Below are 19,683 nucleotides of genomic sequence, written 5' to 3' on the forward strand. Positions count from 1 at the left end.
ACCAATTTGGAACACGTATTTAGGAGAATTCATGCGGCGTAAGCACACAATGCCCTTTGGCGCGGAGATCATCCCATCCGGTGGTGTCCGGTTTCGGCTCTGGGCGCCGGACACCCGCGAGGTGGAGCTATGCCTGGACGGAGCCCAGGGGTCAGAGTCGCTGACTATGGAAGCCCTCGATGATGGCTGGTTTGCCCTCGAAACCGATCGCGCGGCTGCCGGCACAAACTACCGGTACCGCATAGGGGGCCAGGATACCCTGGTGCCGGACCCGGCCTCCCGATACCAGCCACAGGATGTTCACGGCCCCGCTCAGGTGGTCGATTCTCAAGCGTTTGAGTGGCGGGACGAGGCGTGGAACGGACGCCCTTGGGAGGAAGCCGTTTTCTATGAGCTTCACGTGGGCAGCTTCACCGATTCGGGCACATTTTCCGGTGTAGAAACACGTCTCGACCACCTGGCCGAACTGGGTGTCACGGCTGTCGAATTGATGCCTGTCGCCGATTTCCCCGGCCGTCGCAATTGGGGATATGACGGAGTTCTGCCTTTCGCGCCGGACGCTCGCTACGGAACCCCCGAAGACCTCAAGCGGCTGGTACAGGCGGCCCATGAACGGGGAATGATGATGTTCCTGGATGTGGTCTACAACCACTTCGGGCCGGAGGGTAATTATCTCCACCTGTATGCCCCGCAGTTTTTCAATGAGCGGCACCATACGCCCTGGGGAGCCGCGATCAATTTCGATGGTGATCAGAACCACTGGGTACGACGCTACTTTATCGAAAACGCGCTTTACTGGCTGAATGAATATCACTTCGACGGTCTGCGCCTGGATGCCGTTCACGCCATATGCGACGACTCCCGGCCGGACATTCTCGAGGATCTTGCGCAGGCGGTGGCAGACGGTCCCGGCCGTGAGAGGCAAGTACACCTGGTGCTCGAGAACGAAAACAATATTGCTCATTATCTGGAACGCGCAGGCGACAAACCCCGCTGGTACCAGTCACAGTGGAACGATGACATTCACCATGCACTTCACGTTCTGATTACCGGTGAGACTTCCGGCTACTACCAGGATTACGCGCAGGGGCCAATCGCGCATCTGGGGCGCTGTCTGGCGGAAGGATTTGCCTATCAGGGAGAACCCTCAAAGCATCGCCAAGGTGCACCTCGGGGAGAGCCGAGCGCGCATCTTCCCCCGCTGGCTTTCGTGTCGTTTCTGCAGAACCATGACCAGGTCGGCAACCGCGCCTTCGGTGAACGACCGACGCAGCTCGCGTCCGAAGAGGCGGTAGGGGCTGCCTTGACGGTCCTGCTGCTGGCACCGGCTCCTCCCCTCCTCTTTATGGGCCAGGAGTGGGGCAGCCGGCAGCCATTTCCGTTCTTTTGTGATTTTGGCGATGACCTGCGCGAGGCGGTCACCGAGGGAAGGCGCCGCGAGTTCGAACGCTTTCCCCAGTTTTCCGATCCCGGCTTCCGTAAACGGATACCGGACCCAATGGCCGAAGAAACCTTTACCAGCGCCATCCTTCGTTGGGAGGAACAGGAGCATCCCGAAGGGCAGCGCTGGTTTCAGTTGCATCAGGAACTGCTTCAGATCCGCAACCGTTCTCTGGTTCCCCATCTGAGTGGGAGCGACTGGGATTCGGGTTATGAGAGCATTGGCGAACGGGCACTGCGTGTCTGGTGGCACTGCCCGGATGGCGCGGTTCTCGACCTCTATACCAACCTGGGAGACGCTTCCCTGCCCGGTGCAATCTCCGGCCCGGGTGAACTTCTTTTCGCCTGGCCGACCGCACCGGAGGGTGTCGGCCCGGCCGGGCTCCCCCCCTGGTCTGCCGTCTGGTATATCGATAACGCCGTATCGAATGGTGGGAAGCGGCATGGCTGAACAGCAACGTATTCCACTCAGCACGTACAGGCTGCAGTTCAATCGCGAATTCACCTTTGCCGATGCTGCCCGTTTGGTTCCCTATCTTGATCGCCTCGGCGTCAGCCACGCCTACGCCTCACCCTACCTGAAGGCACGGGCCGGCAGCAGTCACGGCTACGATATCGTCGATCACAGTGAGCTCAACCCAGAAATCGGCGATGGCGAAAGCTTTCACCATTTCGTCAACACCCTTCACGACCATGGCATGGGACAGATCCTCGACCTGGTACCCAATCACATGGCTATATTCGGGAACGACAATGCATGGTGGCTGGATGTTCTGGAAAACGGGCCCACCTCGGCATACGCCATGTTCTTCGATATCGACTGGCGGCCCATCAAGGAGGTCCTGCGCGGCAAGGTGCTGATTCCCGTGCTGGGAGACCACTACGGACAGGTGCTCGAGGATGGACAACTCACCCTGGAGTTCGAAGTGGAGCGTGGCGAGTTCAGCGTCTGGTACTGGGAGCATCGGTTTCCGATCGACCCCGCCACCTATCCCGTTATTCTCGAATCCGGAATGGAGGACCTCTCTGGGAGCCGGAGCGACCAGAATCCGGCGTTACAGGATCTGCAGGCCCTTATCACCTCCTTCGGTCATCTGCCGGCACGCTGGGATCAATCCGGGGACCGGCTGGCTGAACGCCGCCGTGACAAGGAGATCCACAAGCGTCACCTGGCCGAATTGTGTCATCGGGCACCGGAAATAGCCGAATACGTCAACGCCTGCGTTGAACGCTTCAACGGTACTGCGGGCAAGGGGCCATCATTCGATGCCCTGCACCGGCTGCTCGAGCAGCAGGCCTATCGCCTGGCATTCTGGCAGGTGGCCTCTGACGACATCAACTATCGCCGGTTCTTCGATATCAACGAGTTGGCGGGACTGCGCCAGGAAGAGCCGGTAGTCTTCGAGCACACCCACCACCTCGTCCTGCAACTGATGCAGGATGGCAGTCTGGACGGAGTACGTATCGATCATCCGGATGGTCTGTATGATCCGGCCGACTACTACCGTCAACTGCAAAAGGCCGGTTCACGGGCACTGTCCCCGGAGAAAACGCCCACGGTTTCTCCGGTACCGCCGTTCTATCTGGTGGTGGAAAAGATCCTCGGCACCCATGAACATCTTCCGGATGACTGGCCGGTTCATGGCACAACCGGGTACGATTTCGCGAATCTGCTAAGTGGTCTACTTGTCTTTCCCGATTCCGAGAACGAGCTGACCAGACTCTACAACCGCTTTACGGGTAACCGCCGCGAGTTCGATGAACTCCTGTTCGAGAAGAAAAAGCTGGTGATCAAGACCCAGCTGTCGAGTGAACTAGCGGTGCTGGCCAACATGCTCGACCAGATTGCACAACATAACCGTTACACACGTGATTTCACCCTCAATGGCCTGCGCAACGCCCTGATGGTCATCGTTGCCAGCTTTCCCGTTTACCGCACCTATGTCAGTGGCAGCACCCCCCTCAAGGAGGAGGACCGGAGATACATCGACTGGGCGGTAGCGTGGGCGAAGAAACGCAGTCCGGCCACCGACATCAGTATCTTTGATTTCGCAAAAGACGTTCTCCTGGGCGAAGAGACGATGTTGGAGAATGAAGAGCTTCGACGACAGGCGCTCGCCTTCACTATGAAATTCCAGCAATACACCGCTCCGGTGATGGCGAAGGGCATGGAGGATACGGCCTTTTATGTGTACAACCGGCTTATTTCCCTCAACGAAGTGGGGGGCGATCCGCGCCGGTTTTGTCTGTCTGTATCCGCATTTCATCACACCAATGCCGAACGACTCCAGCATTGGCCCGCGACGATGCTGTCGACATCAACGCATGACACGAAGCGCAGCGAAGATGTTCGCGCCCGAATCAACGTGATCTCAGAGTTGCCAAACGAGTGGCAGCGCCATGTCAGTCGCTGGAGCCGCCTCAATCGTACAAAGAAAATGATGGTCGATGATGAATCGGCACCATCACGCAACGATGAGTATTTTCTCTATCAGACACTGGTGGGAGCCTGGCCGCTGCACCTTGAAGACAATCATGGTCTGGAGGCGTTTCGGGGACGAATTCGGGACTACATGTTGAAGGCAGTCAAGGAGGCCAAGGTACATACCTCGTGGATTAATCCGAACGAGGAATATGAAAAAGCCGTGGTGCACTTCGTTGAAAGCCTGCTCTCCGACACCAACAACCGCTTTCTCAGCGACTTCCAGCCGTTCGTGGAGCGGGTCTCCCGCTTCGGCCTGTTTAATTCCCTTTCCCAAGTGACACTCAAGCTCACCTCTCCCGGAGTGCCGGACATTTACCAGGGCAACGAGTTGTGGGAGTTTGCGTTGGTGGACCCGGACAATCGCCATCCGGTCGATTACGCATTGCGCAAGCGGCTGCTCGACGACCTGATCGGCCAGCGACCCAATACCAACCTTGCTCGCGATCTGATGGACCACATTGATGACGGCCGGATCAAGCTTTTTATCACCTGGCGGCTTCTGACGCTACGCCGCCGCTTCCCGCGGCTGTTTCTGGAAGGCGAATACACGCCTTTGGCAACGGAAGGAGCTATGTCGGAGCATCTGTGTGCCTTCGCCAGGGAAGACCGGGGACAGTGGCTGGTAGTGGTGGTACCGAGATGGTTCACCCGGTTGATGACCGATAGCAATCGCCCCACCGGCGAGCTTGTCTGGATTGATACCCAGGTGGAGTGGCCATTCAAAGGGCGCTTCCGAAACTGGTTTACCGACGAAGTCTTCGAGACCGAATCAGACCGGATACCGGCCGCTGATCTGATTCACAACTTCCCGGCTGCAGTCCTCATCTCAGGCGCAGAGAACACATAGGCCGGCTCGAGCGGCATTCACCCACCCGTTTGCGCCATATAACGTACGACTCGCGTATCTCCACCGAAGTCATGGCGGGCCGGTTTGCGAGCCAACGCGTCCCGAATGGTTTCGATCAGCCCTTCCCGTGTCCCGTCTCGAAGCCAGGGACGCAGTGGCACGGCGTGTTCATTCCCCAGGCAGGTATAGAGCACCCCATCGGAACCCACACGGACCCGATTGCAGGTATCGCAGAAATGCTGAGACAAGGGAGTAATAAAACCGATGCGGGTATCCGTCCCCGATATTCGGACATAGCGTGCCGGACCGCCTCCGGGAAAGACATCGGGAATCAGCTCGTAGGTCGCCTCCAGGCGTTCACGTACCTCGCGCAGATCAACGAATCGGTCGGCGGCATCCTGTCCGGTCTGCCCCATCGGCATGGTCTCGATAAAGCGAAGCGTGATGCCGTGCGCATCACAGTAGGAGGCCATCGCCTCGACTTCGTCGTCGTTGATTCCCTTCATCACCACCGCATTGACCTTCATCGGTGTCAGACCGGCGTCAATGGCTGCTGATACACCATCGAGTACTGACTGCAGATTACCGCCACCGGTAATCTCGGCGAACCGCTCGGCACGCAACGAGTCAAGGCTGACATTGAGCCGGTCGACTCCGGCCTTCTTTAGCGCCCCTGCCAGTTTCCCGAGCCGTATTCCGTTGGTGGAAAGTGACAGGTCTTCAATACCGGGAATGTTCGCTACCGCCTCACATACCTCAACGATATCTGTACGCACCAGCGGTTCGCCGCCGGTCAGGCGGACCCGGGAAACACCCAGCTCGGCGAATGCCTCGACCAATCTCCCGATTTCTTCCGGTGAGAGCCGCTCCTCATGTCCACAGAAGCCTTTAAAGCCCTTCGGCAGACAGTAGAAACAGCGCAGATCGCAACGGTCCGTTACCGAAACCCGCAAGTAGTCGACTTGCCGCCCGTGCCCGTCTTTCAGCATATTCTGGCCCTCTGGAAGCAGTGCAGCGTTCGCCGGGACGTCGGATCTGCAAAGCGGCAAGCCTCGCTCTCCGGAGTTACTCGCCTCAGTGCTCGCCCTTGGTCTTGCGAATGCCCGCCAGGCGGTTGCCCTGTTTCTGCGGCCCCCCCTTTGGAAAGATGTCGTGCAAGTAGCGGTTGTTGCCCTTTTCCGGGCCCCACTTCGCCTTGAAGTGCTTGATCATGGTTCTTACCTGGGCCTGAACATTGTGCTCTTCATAGTACTCGCGGATGTAGTGAATGACATCCCAGTGGTCATCGGTCAGCTCAAGCCCTTCGTGCGCTGCGAGCGCTACGGCGAAGTCTTCCGACCAGTCGCCCATATTCTGGATATAGCCTTCCGAATCGGTCATCACGGGCTGACCATTGACCAGTATGGTATTTGTTTTGTGCGCCCACGGATTGGTATTCATCCGTCCGCCTCCGTTATCGTCCATCGAACTATTGTCGTCATCATTTCGCAGCCACCAAATCAGGTAAATACAGAAGAGGCGCTACCCCTTTGGAGGTAGGTACTGATCACGGTTGGAGGAGCGCCAGACTGCGGATCGGCAGGGATTTGGCATTGCTCCTCCTGTTCATCCTACACGTGGAAAACGAAAAACCAAAAAGCCCTCCGGAAAGCGGGGGCCAGCACAGGAAGGCATATGCAGGGAACGTTCAGGCACCCTCGCCGGGCTTGAACCAAGCCAAAGGTTCAATCCAGTAATTCGATGTAAATACCCAGATTCCGAATTTCTTCGTCGGAAAGTTCTTTGGCCCACGGTGCCATCAGTTCTGTCATTGGACCGACCTTTTGGCCGTCTCGATAGAGGTTGAGCATGGTCTCGACTCCGATGGCTGATTTGCCGGCCAGGCTGGGGGTGAAACGGCCACCATGTCCGTCACGGTGATGGCAGAGCCGGCAGATTGCATCGTATTTGCGCATCCCGGCCCTGGCCTTGCGCGCCTGTTCAGGACTACTGTTCTCCAACTCAAGGATTTTGGGCAATGCCGGAGACTCCCCGGAATGTGCTGAGCCACCCTTGGTGATGAACTGGATCGTAAAGTGTACTCCCAGACCGATCGCCACTACGAGTAACAACCAACTTAGCGTCTGGAGATAGCGCCGCATTCTGCCACGCGTATTCACCTTGTCACAACCAACGGTCTCGCTCATATTCATGATCGTGGATAGTTCTTGGAGAAAAGCAGGATGTATCTGCCACCATCCCGGAAGGGATGGTGGCAGATACATGGGAGGGGTCAGTTACTAATGGGCACCGGCACGGTTGGTACGAACAATCTGATAGGCACGTCCCAAATAGCCGATGGGTGCGCTCCAGATGTGCACCAGACGGGTAAACGGAAACAGCAGGAAAACCGTCATGCCAAAGATCAAGTGCAGACGGAAGATCAACTGCGTTTCCGCGACCAGCTCAGGCTTGGGACCGAACAGCACGATGCTCTTGGCCCACTGAGCCATGGCCATCATGGTATCGGCACTGCCATGCGCCGCATGCTGTGCAGTTGCAAAGGTAGTACCGAGTCCGAGCATCAAGGTAACAAGAAGCCAGCTCAGAATGACCAGATCCGAGACACGACCTGCTGCGCGAACACGTGGGTTGGTCACACGCCGCCACCACAGCATGGCGCCCCCGATCAGGCAAAGTATGCCAAGGAACCCGCCGCCATACATGGCAATATTCTGTTTGCCAAGACTGGACAGCGAGATGGCCTCCCAGACGGCATACGGTGACAACAGCCCGATCAAATGGCCGAAGAAAATACCGATAATGCCTATGTGGAACAGATTGCTGGACAGACGAACACCCGACGAGGAGAGCAGCTGACTGGACGAACTGGTCCAGCCGTATTGCTCGCGGTCGAAACGTATCCAACTGCCAATAAGAAACACCGACCCCGCCAGATAGGGATAGACGCCAAAAGCAAAGAAATTCAAGTAATCCACATTACTCTCCTCTGGCCGCGCCAGATGCGGCCACCAATAAAGTTGTTATCTTCACGGTTCAACCACCAGTCTCAAGCAGCCAAACGAGTCAGTGAAGCGCGGTTTTTAACGATAGAAAGCAGCGCTGCATAAGGGCTGTCGGCCTTCTCCAGGTTGTCCGTTAGCACTGCCAATACCTTGTGAGCGTCAGACAGGAATGTCGTCGCCTCGCTGTCCTCCAGCATTGCGGCGAATTCCAGGATCACTGGCAAAAAGTCGGGCAACTCATTCGTTGCCACCTTAATGCCGTAATCCTTGTACAGCTCACCCAGATCGATCAACGCCGGACCGCGATCCCTGTCGTTGTCGTCACCGAACAGATGGTGGGTCAAATGCAAGCTGTGCTCCGGCGTCATATCGAAGGTTTTTACGTAATCAATCTGCTGTTGAGTCAGCGGCGTATTGGTCAGGTGGTCAAGGAACTTGAACAAACGCTCCTTCTCCTCGCTGTCAATCCGCTGACTCTCTTCGACTTCAGCACGTATTTCCGGTAAATGATCGATCAACTCCTGATCCGGGTAGTCCAGCAGCGCCGATATTATTTTGAATATGGGCATGGCACTTCCTCCTAGCTCTTCTTGTCTGCAGGCGGAGCCAGGTCAGCCGGCTCTGGTGTTTCCTTGCGCCGCCGCGGAAACAGGGAGATCGTATTGATGCCCGACGAAGAGCTGTTACCGAAGGTAAACCCGTTTTGACCCTGGAAACCGTAGGCGTCTTCCATCCGCTCCTCTGCGTGACCGGTAGGAATAACGAAACGGTCTTCATAGTTGGCAATCGCCAGGTAGCGGTACATCTCCTTGGCCTGCTCTTCCGTAATGCCCGCAGCTTCAAGAGGCCGTGTATCCGCGACGCCCTCGACATGCACCGAGCGCTGATAGCTGCGCATGGCGATGAGGCGATTCATTGCACTGAGAACGGGCTCTTCCTTACCTGCGGTGAACAGATTGGCAAGATACTTCATCGGCGTACGCAGGGTCCCCGCCTCCGGGATCGCACCGTCCGGACCAACCGGCAGGTTGCCCTGGTCGATCTGGGACTGGACCGGTGAAAGCGGCGGTACATACCAGACCATCGGCAGAGTGCGGAACTCAGGGTGCAGCGGGAAGGCAATTTTCCAGTCGATGGCCATTTTGTAGATCGGCGACTTCTGGGCTGCCTGGATCCAGTCTTCGTTGATCCCTTCTGCCCTGGCTGCCGCAATCACTTCCGGATCGTTGGGATCGAGGAAGATGTTGCACTGTGCTTCGTACAGATCCTGGTCATTTTCCGTACTGGCAAGCTCTTCGATGCGATCGGCGTCATAAAGCATGATGCCGTTGTAACGAATGCGGCCGACGCAGGATTCGGAGCAGACCGTCGGCATGCCGGACTCGACACGCGGGTAGCAACCGATGCACTTTTCGGCCTTGCCGGATTCCCAGTTGTAGAACACCTTTTTGTAGGGGCATGCGCTCATGCAGAAGCGCCAGCCACGGCATTTGTCCTGATCGGCCAGCACGATGCCGTCCTCTTCGCGCTTGTAGAGCGAACCGGAAGGGCAGGCTGCCACACAGGCCGGGTTCATGCAGTGGTTGCAGATACGCGGCAAATAGAGATTGAAGGTGTTCTCGAACTGGCCATACATCTCCTTCTGGATGTCGTCCATGTTCTTGTCCTGGCCACGCTTAGCGTATTCACCCGCCAGGTCATCTTCCCAGTTCGGCCCCCAGGTGATCTTTTCCATGGGGTCGCCTGTGATCATCGAAAGCGGGCGTGCCGTCGGCGCTGCCTCGGACAACGGCGCATTTTGCAGGCGTGCGTAGTTGTAGGTGAACGGCTCGTAGTAGTCGTCAATTTCCGGCAGATCGGGGTTGGCAAAGATATTCAACAGCTTCGACATACGCCCGCCGGATTTCAGCTCCAGCTTGCCGTTGTTCAACGTCCAGCCGCCTTTCCATTTCTCCTGGTTTTCCCACTGCTTCGGATAGCCGATGCCGGGCTTGGACTCAACGTTGTTGAACCATACGTATTCCACACCCTTGCGGTTGGTCCAGGTGTTCTTGCATGTAACCGAGCAGGTATGGCAGCCGATGCATTTGTCGAGATTAAAGACAAATGCGAATTGTGCACGTACTTTCATAGGTTTCTCCTAATATATCCAGTTCACGAATGACCCAGTTCACACGACGACTAACGACTGCCAATACCGGGCGGGTTGAGTTGCGCTTCCCGATCTGGAGTAAGTGCACCTTCCAGCCAATCGATATCCTTGTCGGCGACTTTTCGCATAATCACCTCGGTATCACGGTTGCAACCCACTGTGCCGTAATAGTTGAAGCTGTAGGCCAGCTGCACGTAGCCACCAATCATGTTGGTCGGCTTGATTACGACTCGTGTAACAGAATTGAGAATGCCGCCACGCTTGCCGGTGGTATTGGAACCCGGCACGTTCACAATCTTCTCCTGGGCGTGGTACATCATCGCCATGCCGCGCGATACGCGCTGCGAAACTACCGCACGAGCAACGGTTGCACCGTTAGCGTTGACGGCCTCGACCCAGTCGTTATCTTCAATACCGGCGGCTTTGGCATCAACCTCGGAAATCCATACATAGGGACCGCCGCGGAACAGCGTCAGCATGCGATGGTTATCCTGATAGGTTGAATGAATACCCCACTTGGAGTGCGGCGTAATCCATTTCAGTTTGATGTGCTTGTCTTTCGCGATATCCGGCGAAAGATTGTTGAAGGACTTCATGTCTTGGGGTGGCTTATGGACACAGAAACCTTCACCAAAGTCGAGCATCCATTCGTGATCCTGGTAGAAGTGCGCGCGACCCGTCAGGGTACGGAACGGGATATGCTCATGAATATTGGTATAACCCGAAGTGTAAGAGACGGTTTCGGACTCGATACCCGACCAGGTCGGCGCGGTGATGATCTTACGCGGCTGCACCTGGATATCGTGGAAGGTGATCTTGTCCTCTTGCCGTGCAGCATACAGATGGTGATGGTCGATACCGGTCTTCTTGGACAGCGCTGACCAGGACTTGTGAGCGACTTCACCGCAGGTTTCCGGCGCCAGGCGCATCACCGAATCGCAGACGAAGATGTCCTCTTCCAGCGACGGCATGCCTTGGGAGACGCCCGGCTCCTTGACTCCGCCGTTCATCACCTTGAGCTGTTCGTACTCTTCTTCGGTATTCCAGTCGAGACCCTTGACGTTGTTGCCGAGTTTGACCATCAGGGGGCCGATGGCAATGTACTTTCTGTAGGTGTCGGCAAAATTTCGCTCGACCACCTTGAGTAGCGGCATGGTTTTGCCCGGAACCGGATCACATTCGCCTTTGCTCCAGTCCTTGACTTCACCGAATGGTTGAGCCATCTCGAATGCCGAGTCGTGCTGCATCGGCAGGGCAACCAGGTCCTTGCGGGTACCGAGATGCTTTTCCGCCAGCTCCGAGAACGTCTTGGCGATGTTCTTGAAGATCTGCCAGTCGGACTTGGACTCCCACGCCGGGGATACGGCTTCCGACAGCGGATGCATGAAGGGATGCATGTCGGTGGTGTTGAGATCGTTCTTCTCATACCAGGTGGCAGTCGGCAAAACGATATCCGAGTAAGCGCCAGTGGAGTTCAGGCGGAAATTGATATCCACCATCAGGTCCAGTTTGCCAATCGGTGCATCTTCGTGCCATTTAACCAGCTTGTTTTCACGCCCGTCGCCGGATTCCTGCAGCACGCCGTTCTGTGCACCGAGCAAATGCTTGAGGAAATACTCGTGTCCCTTGGCGGACGTACCGATCAGGTTGGCGCGCCAGACAAACAGATTGCGCGGCCAGTTGACCGGGTTGTCCGGGTCGGCGAACGCCACATCCAGGGATCCATCCTTCAGTTTGCCGATCACGTGCTGAGCAATGCCAGCCTCATCGGTGGCACCAGCCTTTTCGGCTTCTGAAACCAGATCAAGCGGATTGGTGTTCCAGTGAGGCGCGGATGGCAGCCAGCCCATGCGAACGGCGGCCACGTTGTAATCGGCCAATGAATACCCCTTGTACTTGCCCTTACCGGCAGGTGAGGTGAGATCATCGGGACGCAGAGTTTCATAGCGCCACTGATCCGTGTGGAAGTACCAGTACGAGGTGGAGTTCATGTGGCGGGGCGGACGCTGCCAGTCGAGAGCAAAGGCAATGGGTGCCCAGCCTGCCTGCGGACGCAGTTTTTCCTGTCCCACGTAGTGGGCCCAGCCACCGCCTGACTGGCCTACACAACCGCAGAGGTGCAGCAGGTTCATCACACCACGGTACATCATGTCGTTGTGATACCAGTGGTTGATCGCCGCACCCATGATGACCATGGATTTACCCTGGGTCTTGGAGGCGTTATAGGCGAATTCGCGACCGGTACGTTCAATATCGGCAGCTTTCACCCCGGTGACCTTTTCCGCCCAGGCCGGGGTATAGGCCACGCTGGCGTCGTTGTAATCACTGGTTACATTGTCACCGCCCAAACCGCGGTCAATACCATACTGGGCAACCTGCATATCGAAAACGGTCGCAACCAGGGCTTCTTCGCCGTTGGCCAGCTTCACCTTGCGCACAGGTACGTTACGGTACAGCAAGTCACCTTCGCCAGGTTCGAAGTGCGGGAAACCGACGGAAGCAACGTCATCCTTGCTATCAACACAAGAGAGTTGAGCGACGATTTCCTCTTGAGTGGCCGCATTCTTGGGCAGCAGATTCCACTTGCCCTCTTCGCCCCAACGGAATCCGATCGAGCCGTTCGGCGCTACGAAGGACTTCGACTTCTCATCATAAACGATGGTTTTCCATTCAGGGTTATTGGTCTCACCAAGGGCACCATCCAGATCGGAGGCACGCAGGCAGCGATCGGAGACATAACCGTCACCCTGTTTACGCAGCATTACCTGAACGGGCAGGTCGGTGTACTTGCGAGCGTATTCGGAAAAATAGGGGTCCTGATTGTCGATGTAGAACTCTTTCAGTGCCACATGACCCATCGCCAGGAAGGCTGCGGTATCGGTACCCGGATTGACCGGCATCCACAGGTCCGATGCCTTACAGTACTCGGCGTAATCGGGTGCCATGGAGATGACCTTCGCACCCTTGTAACGCACCTCGGAGACAAAGTGTGCATCCGGTGTACGTGTGGTGGGCAGGCTGGAACCACAAACGATGAGATAAGTAGAGTTGAACCAGTCAGCTGATTCCGGCACGTCGGTCTGCTCACCCCAGGTTTGCGGGGAGGCTGCTGGCAAATCGCAATACCAGTCATAGAACGAACCGCAGGCGCCACCGATCAGAGACAGATAGCGTGCGCCGGAAGCGTAGGAGATCTGCGACATTGCAGGAATGGGCGAGAAACCGAAAATACGGTCGGGGCCATATTTCTTGGCGGTGAAGACGTTGGCTGCAGCAACGATTTCTTTCACTTCTTCCCAGTCGGCGCGCACGAAGCCACCCAGACCACGCACGGCGGTGTATTGCTTGCGTTTGTTGGCATCAGCCTGAATCGTGGACCATGCCTCCACGGGGTCTTTCCCGGATTTGCGTTCAGTGCGGTATAAATCAAGCAAGCGGCCGCGAATCAGCGGGTACTTGATGCGCTGCGGGCTGTACAGGTACCAGGAATAAGAAGCGCCACGCTGACAGCCTCGCGGCTCGTGATCCGGCAAGTCCTGGCGAGTACGCGGGTAATCGGTCTGCTGCATTTCATACGCCACCAGACCATTTTTTACGTGAATCTTCCAGCTACAGCCACCAGTACAATTCACACCGTGTGTGGAACGTACAATCTTGTCATGCGCCCAGCGGCCGCGGTAGGCATCTTCCCATTGCCGATCTTCGTTGGTCACGATCCCATGGTCGCCGGAAAAGGTATCTTTAATTTTTTCAAAGAATTTCAGTCTGTCGAGGAAGTGGCTCATCGCTCTTGTCTCCTGCCTTGGGCACTTGTGATCTCGACCAGCAAAGCTTCTGTGGTCGGGTTCTTATGGGGTTTAAGTGGACCCATGGTCGAGCAAGTGACTCATGGGTTACTTCTGTTCGCGTTTAAGAATGGGAGCAGGTCCGTCCAGGGAACTCATCAGAGACTCTGAGAACCTGCTCCGGCATTTGGTTCCATCGCTCCTTGGAACGATGGTTAACGATTAAGGATTCTTTATCTCGGCTTTCGGACCGAGGTAGAACCACCAGTTCAGAAGCAGACAAATCAGGTAGAAGACAGCGAACCCATAGAGGGCATTTTCCGGGGTCGTAGCCTTGATCTGCTCGCCAAACACCTGAGGAATGATGAAGGCGCCGTAGGCAGCAACTGCCGAGGTCCATCCCAGGGCCGGACCGGCCTGCTCTTTCGGGAATACCATGGCAATGGTGCGGAAGGTCGAGCCGTTGCCGATACCTGTAGCCCCGAACAGCACCAGGAAGAGGATAAAGAAGGGTACGAAGTACTCTTCCGGAGTCGCCGAGGCGTAAGCCGCCTGCATGTAGTAGGCAACACCCAGGGCCGCAGCAATCATGATGACAGCAACGATCTGGGTCACCTTGGCACCACCGACCTTGTCGGAGATCCAGCCACCCACAGGGCGAATCAACGCACCGATAAAGGGGCCCATCCAGGCGTACATCAGGGCAGAGGGGCCGTTCGGGTTCACGAGGTCGTGGGTCATCACGCCGTCTACCTCGACATGCTGGAACCCGAACACCACCTTGATGGCCAGGGCGAAGCCGGCGGAGTAGCCGATGAAGCTCCCGAAGGTCATGGTGTAGATGACGCTCATGATCCACGTATGCTTATTGCCGAAGATCTTGAACTGACGCTGCAGGTTCGGCTTGATGTCGCCCGGGATCATCTTCATCAGCATTACAGTGGCGAACAGGATACCCACGATGACCGGCCACTTGGCCCAACCCGGGGCACCCAGACCCACCGGTTCCGGGAGTATGATGTAGAGACCCAAGGCCGCCGTGATGAAGCCGATGATCAGCAGGCCGATGATCTTACCGAAGGCACTGAATGGAGAGCCGATGTGCGGCGAGACCTCTTCGGTGCGGATGTTGTTCATCCCGAACCAACCCGCGAAGGCCAGCGGTACCAGGAACAGCAGCCAGACGAAGCCTGCGTTCTGGATATAGGTCGTGGTACCCGCCGGGATCTTGCCGATCAGCGTTCCGGAGGTGCTCTGCAGTTCCATGCCGGCACCGCCAAAGGCACCGAACAGCGGTACGGTCATCACCAGCGGCACCAGGATCTGCATGGTGGTCACGCCCGCATTACCCAAACCTGCATTGAGGCCCAGCGCCAGCCCCTGTGACTTTTTGGGAAAAAAGAAGCTGATGTTGGACATCGACGAGGCAAAATTGCCGCCGCCGAAACCGGACAGGAACGCCAGAATCTGGAACACCCACAGCGGCGTGTCTTTATCCTGCAGCGCCAACCCCGTTCCCAGGGCCGGAATCATCAACAGCGCGGTCGTGAAGAAAATGGTGTTGCGACCGCCGGCGATGCGAACGAAGAAACTGCTGGGAATGCGCAGTGTTGCGCCGGTAAGGCCGGCAATCGCCGACAGCGTGAATAGCTCGGCCGCCTCGAAGGGATAACCGAGATTAAGCATCTGTACAGTAATGATGCCCCAGTAGAGCCATACCGCGAACCCGCAAAGAAGACTGGGAATCGATATCCACAGGTTCCGATTAGCGACTCGTTTCCCGGTCTTCTCCCAGAACGTTGGATCTTCAACGTTCCACTCTTGTAGATCAGCCATGGCGTTTTACCTCTGTGTAGTTCTGCAGGCGATCGAACCCGACACATAAGTGCCTTTTATCAAGCCGTCAATTTTCTGCGACTGCTTTATGCCTGCCGAGTTTAAGGATGTGGAGAACCCTGACAAGAGGGCAAAAAGAGGATTCTGGACAGGTTCTACCACCTGAGTGGTAGCGGGATATATTAAACTTTTCAAGTAAATTCAATGATTTACGAAGAACACAAGACTTTCATATAAAGCCCCACCACCAAACCGGCTTTTTGGTGGTATCTCATCGTGCCGCCCCTGTCCTGTCCCGGCGCTTTCGATACCCGCAGGGTCGCACTCGGGCTGTCGACCGGGGGCCAGCCTGGATTGATGAAAAGAGGGATCCGCAGTGGTTTTCGTCAGGCAGGAAACGAGGCGGTCCAGGACGATGTCCCGGCTGGCGCCGAGAGCGCAGAGGCCAAAAGTCACCAAGATGTTGGTGCTTTCGCGCCCGGCCTCTGCGAACTCCGCGTTTTTGCGCGTGTCTCTTACAGGTAAGGATTGGGAGAGGAGTTAACGTATCCCTTCTGCTTCTCCCTCGGCCTTGAGCCGGCGATCCGTCGCCCGTTCGTCCGAGTAATGCATCCACATCAGCGACACCAGCGTGATGCCGAACAGCAGCCACCAGACGACCGTGTTGAACTGGAACACATCGACCAGTATGCCGAACAGAATGGGCAGCAGGAATCCGCCGAGTCCGCCGGCCAACCCGACAATGCCCGAGATAACACCGATATTGTCCGGGTATTCGTCGGAGATGTACTTGAATACCGAGGCCTTGCCCAATCCCCAGGCGATGCCGACGATAAACAGCAGTGCGGTGAATACCCACATGTTGACACCCAAATCCATCACGATCGGGTCGCCGGAAAGGGTGGTAATGGAGACCGTAGTGTCCGGAAAGGCGATGACAAAAAGACAGGCGAGGCTCGTCCACATCACCCACCAGGTGACCGTATGAGCCCCGAACCGATCGGACAACCAGCCCCCGGCCGCCCGGATCACGCCGGAAGGCAAAACGAAGATAGCGGCCATCAACGCGGCCACCTGAATACCGAGCCCGTACTCGCTCACATAGTATTTGGTCATCCACAGAGTTACACCGACAAACCCCCCAAAGACCAGAGAATAGTACTGGCAGTATTTCCACACCGTCGGATCCTTGAGAGCAGCCAACTGTTCCTTGATGGTGATGCTCTTGCCCGCGGTGTGGGACGCCGGTTCCTTATAGGTGAGGAACCAGTAGGAAATGGCCATAATGGTCATGGCAGCAGCATAGACCTGCGGCACGGAGGTCCAGCCGTACACCACCACCAGGGTGGGCGCCACGAACTTGGTCACCGCGGCGCCGGCATTGCCCGCCCCGAAAATACCCATGGCAAAACCCTGATTCTTCTTGTCGAACCAGCGCGCCGTGGCGGCAATACCCACCGAAAAGGAGCCGCCGGTGAGCCCCACGAATAGACCACATAACAGTAGCGCCCAATAGCTGGTCAATACCGAAATCAGCCAGATGGGAAAGATGGTGGAAACCATCAGCAAGAAGTACACGATACGCCCGCCGAACTTGTCAGTAAGCATACCAAGAGGAAGCCGCACCAGAGAGCCGGTGAGGATGGGCGTGGCGACGAGGATACCGAACTCGGTATCACTCAGCCCCAGGTTTTCCTTGATCGGAATGCCTATGACGGAAAACATCGTCCACACCGCGAAACATACGGTGAACGCCGTAGTATTCATGGTGACCGTCATTATCTGTTCACGTGATAATGCCATGACTTATCCCCTGGTTAATTGGTTGAAATGCCGACCGGAGCTACTTTTGCGCGACACTACAATGGTAGGCAAACGGATCGCAAGGCGGACAAAACAGGCGCCACGCACCCGCAATACCCATAAAGAAGTAATGGGTTACAACAACTACCACCTTGATGTACATCAAGCCATGAACAGGCTGGAATCCAATCGATTCAAACGAAACAGGAACCGTGAATTCATGGTATTACCCGTTTTTCGCCTCGATACCCTGATCTAAAAGCGGCTTCTCGCAGGCATCACAACCTTTCGAGGTACTCCCTAATAGCCGGTGCTTCAATTCGAATCCGCATGGGCTTATCATGGCTCAACTCAAGAATCCTTTCCGATAATCTGCGAAGAACCCGATGAGCCATTTCCTGAAGCGCTCACTGCTGCTGCGCCTTGGCCTGGCACTGTCGACGATCACCACCCTTGCCTTTCTGGGGATGCTAAGCTCGGTCTTCATCGCAGAAACCGGCAAGGGGGATGCCAGCGCCATCAACCAGGCCGGCTCGCTGCGTATGCAGTCCTACCGGGTCGCCACCGCCATTCTCTATTATCAAAACGGGGCCTACGGCACATACCCCCAGGTTCAGGCCGCCGCCGACGAGTTCATCAGCCGCCTGAAAGATAACCGGCTGGTCCGCGCCCTTCCCAAATCGAGCGACGATCCGTTACGGGCTACGTACGACTCTGTCGAATCGAAGTGGCACGAACGCATAGAACCCTTGATTTCGGAAGCGAAGGAACTGGTCGATCGTTATCGGCTCGGGGAAATCGGAGACGAGCGCATTGCCACCTACCAGAAATTTTATCTGGCAAAGCTGGCAGACTTTTTCAATGAGGTCGATTACCTTGTTAAATTGATCGAAAACGCCGCCGAGGCCAAGATCGAGCGGCTGCGCATTATCCAGGTAGTGACTCTTTTCCTGACGCTTGCCGTCGTCTTCATCACCATGCATTTGATGCATACAGATGTTCTTATCCCGCTCAGAGACTTGTTGGCGGCCGCGGAAAAAGCGCGTCATGGAGATTTTTCGGGACGCGTTTCCCATACCAGTGATGACGAACTGGGCCGCCTCGGCAATGCCTTCAACGTCATGTCGGCGGACCTCTCCCGCAAGTACGCCGATCTGGAAGCCCGCGTACGGGATAAGACAACCGATCTGGAGCATAGCAATCGCTCCCTGGAACTGCTGTACAACACCTCGGTGCTCCTGAATGCCGGTCCGTTGACAGAATCAACGTACCGTCTTCTTTTGGAAGACATTCGCAAACTGGTCGGTACCGGCCCGGGCACCATCTGTTTGACCAAGCACAATGACATACGGGCGCTCAAGCTGGCATCGACCCGAACCCCGAAACAGGGCCTACCCGACCTCTGCAACCCTCCCGAATGCATTAACTGCTTCGGAGGCGGGACAACGCACCTGATCGATGTGCCGCGAGGTCGTGGCGACAATCTCCGGGTGATATCCATCCCCATACGCGACCAGAACCATTATCATGGCGTGCTTCTTATCGAAATCCCGCCAGGAAAGCGACTCGCCGACTGGCAAATCCGCCTGATCGAAACCGTGGCCCAGAATATCGCCAACGCAATCACCATTGCCGAACGGGACACGGAATCACGACGTCTGGCCCTGCTGGAGGAGCGGAGCGTAATCGCCCGTGAGCTGCACGATTCCCTGGCCCAGTCCCTCTCTTACCTGAAGATCCAGGTAAGCCGTATCCACGCGGCGCTCAAAAAACCGGACGGCAAGGAGTCAGCGCAGGCGGTGGTGGAAGAGCTGCGCGAAGGCCTGAATAGTGCCTACCGGCAATTGCGGGAACTACTGACCACCTTCCGGCTCAAAATGGACGGTCATGGTCTCTCCAAGGCGCTGGAGGAGACGGTCCGTGAGTTCGCAGTTCGCAGTAACGTCACAGTCGAACTACATGACCGGCTTTACAGTGCACAGCTCACCGCCAACGAGGAGATCCACACCTTGCAACTGGTGCGGGAGGCTATCGGGAATGTAATAAAGCACGCCCAGGCCACACACGCTGCCATCACGCTCGATTCGAATGACGACGGCTATGTCACTGTAGTGGTCGAGGATGACGGTCAGGGGATCCCTCCCTCTCCTCAGCGTCGTCAGCACTATGGGCTCGCGATCATGGAAGAACGCGCCCAGATCCTCGGGGGTGATGTTACGATCAATTCCAAACCCGAGGGCGGAACCCGAGTCGAGCTGAATTTCCTGCCATCGACCCGCAGACCTGTTACCAAATCCGAAACTGAAACTGAAACCGAGACTGGATAGCAA

Annotated in this window: 13 protein-coding genes; 4 read left to right on the forward strand and 9 right to left on the reverse strand. The window is 56.5% G+C overall.

Features of this window, described 5'->3' with window-relative positions; genetic code table 11:
• Positions 1–31 precede the first annotated feature (31 nt).
• Both treZ and treY read left to right on the forward strand, forming a co-directional pair.
• Positions 32–1,891: a malto-oligosyltrehalose trehalohydrolase gene (gene treZ / locus BLP65_RS12240; protein WP_092997563.1), complete on the forward strand. Its 1,860-nt coding sequence runs from the start codon at positions 32–34 to the stop codon at positions 1,889–1,891.
• A complete protein-coding gene (gene treY, locus BLP65_RS12245; RefSeq protein ID WP_092997566.1) occupies positions 1,884–4,772 on the forward strand; it encodes a malto-oligosyltrehalose synthase in 2,889 nt (962 codons plus the stop codon). The genes treZ and treY overlap by 8 nt, the downstream gene beginning before the upstream one ends.
• 17 nt (positions 4,773–4,789) lie before the next feature.
• Here treY and moaA read toward each other — a convergent pair whose 3' ends face one another.
• The 9 genes from moaA to BLP65_RS12290 form a co-directional block, all read right to left on the reverse strand.
• On the reverse strand, positions 4,790–5,761 hold the full coding sequence (gene moaA / locus BLP65_RS12250) for a GTP 3',8-cyclase MoaA (protein WP_092997569.1): 972 nt from the start codon (positions 5,759–5,761) through the stop codon (positions 4,790–4,792).
• 85 nt (positions 5,762–5,846) lie between these two features.
• Positions 5,847–6,212 (reverse strand): TusE/DsrC/DsvC family sulfur relay protein, encoded by a 366-nt coding sequence (locus tag BLP65_RS12255; RefSeq protein WP_092997572.1) that lies wholly within the window; start codon positions 6,210–6,212, stop codon positions 5,847–5,849.
• A 284-nt stretch (positions 6,213–6,496) separates the two neighbouring features.
• Positions 6,497–6,958: a c-type cytochrome gene (locus BLP65_RS12260; protein ID WP_175452557.1), complete on the reverse strand. Its 462-nt coding sequence runs from the start codon at positions 6,956–6,958 to the stop codon at positions 6,497–6,499.
• A gap of 93 nt (positions 6,959–7,051) precedes the next feature.
• A complete protein-coding gene (gene narI, locus BLP65_RS12265) occupies positions 7,052–7,750 on the reverse strand; it encodes a respiratory nitrate reductase subunit gamma (protein WP_092997578.1) in 699 nt (232 codons plus the stop codon).
• A 71-nt stretch (positions 7,751–7,821) separates the two neighbouring features.
• Positions 7,822–8,346: a nitrate reductase molybdenum cofactor assembly chaperone gene (narJ, locus tag BLP65_RS12270; protein ID WP_092997581.1), complete on the reverse strand. Its 525-nt coding sequence runs from the start codon at positions 8,344–8,346 to the stop codon at positions 7,822–7,824.
• An 11-nt stretch (positions 8,347–8,357) separates the two neighbouring features.
• Positions 8,358–9,908, reverse strand: coding sequence for a nitrate reductase subunit beta (gene narH, locus BLP65_RS12275; RefSeq protein WP_092997584.1), 1,551 nt, complete (start codon positions 9,906–9,908; stop codon positions 8,358–8,360).
• Between the two features lie 50 nt (positions 9,909–9,958).
• On the reverse strand, positions 9,959–13,714 hold the full coding sequence (locus tag BLP65_RS12280; protein ID WP_092997587.1) for a nitrate reductase subunit alpha: 3,756 nt from the start codon (positions 13,712–13,714) through the stop codon (positions 9,959–9,961).
• Positions 13,715–13,936: 222 nt separating this feature from the next.
• Positions 13,937–15,550, reverse strand: a complete 1,614-nt coding sequence (locus tag BLP65_RS12285) for an MFS transporter (RefSeq protein WP_092997590.1) — start codon at positions 15,548–15,550, stop codon at positions 13,937–13,939.
• Positions 15,551–16,090: 540 nt separating this feature from the next.
• A complete protein-coding gene (locus BLP65_RS12290) occupies positions 16,091–17,353 on the reverse strand; it encodes an MFS transporter (RefSeq protein ID WP_092997593.1) in 1,263 nt (420 codons plus the stop codon).
• Here BLP65_RS12290 and BLP65_RS16970 point away from each other — a divergent pair.
• Positions 17,262–17,612 (forward strand): hypothetical protein, encoded by a 351-nt coding sequence (locus BLP65_RS16970; RefSeq protein WP_175452545.1) that lies wholly within the window; start codon positions 17,262–17,264, stop codon positions 17,610–17,612. The two genes, BLP65_RS12290 and BLP65_RS16970, sit on opposite strands and share 92 nt — an antisense overlap.
• A gap of 127 nt (positions 17,613–17,739) precedes the next feature.
• A complete protein-coding gene (locus tag BLP65_RS12295; RefSeq protein ID WP_092997596.1) occupies positions 17,740–19,680 on the forward strand; it encodes an ATP-binding protein in 1,941 nt (646 codons plus the stop codon).
• The last annotated feature ends 3 nt before the right edge of the window (positions 19,681–19,683 follow it).

Origin of the sequence: Thiohalomonas denitrificans, from assembly GCF_900102855.1 — a bacterium.
Lineage (GTDB): Bacteria > Pseudomonadota > Gammaproteobacteria > Thiohalomonadales > Thiohalomonadaceae > Thiohalomonas > Thiohalomonas denitrificans.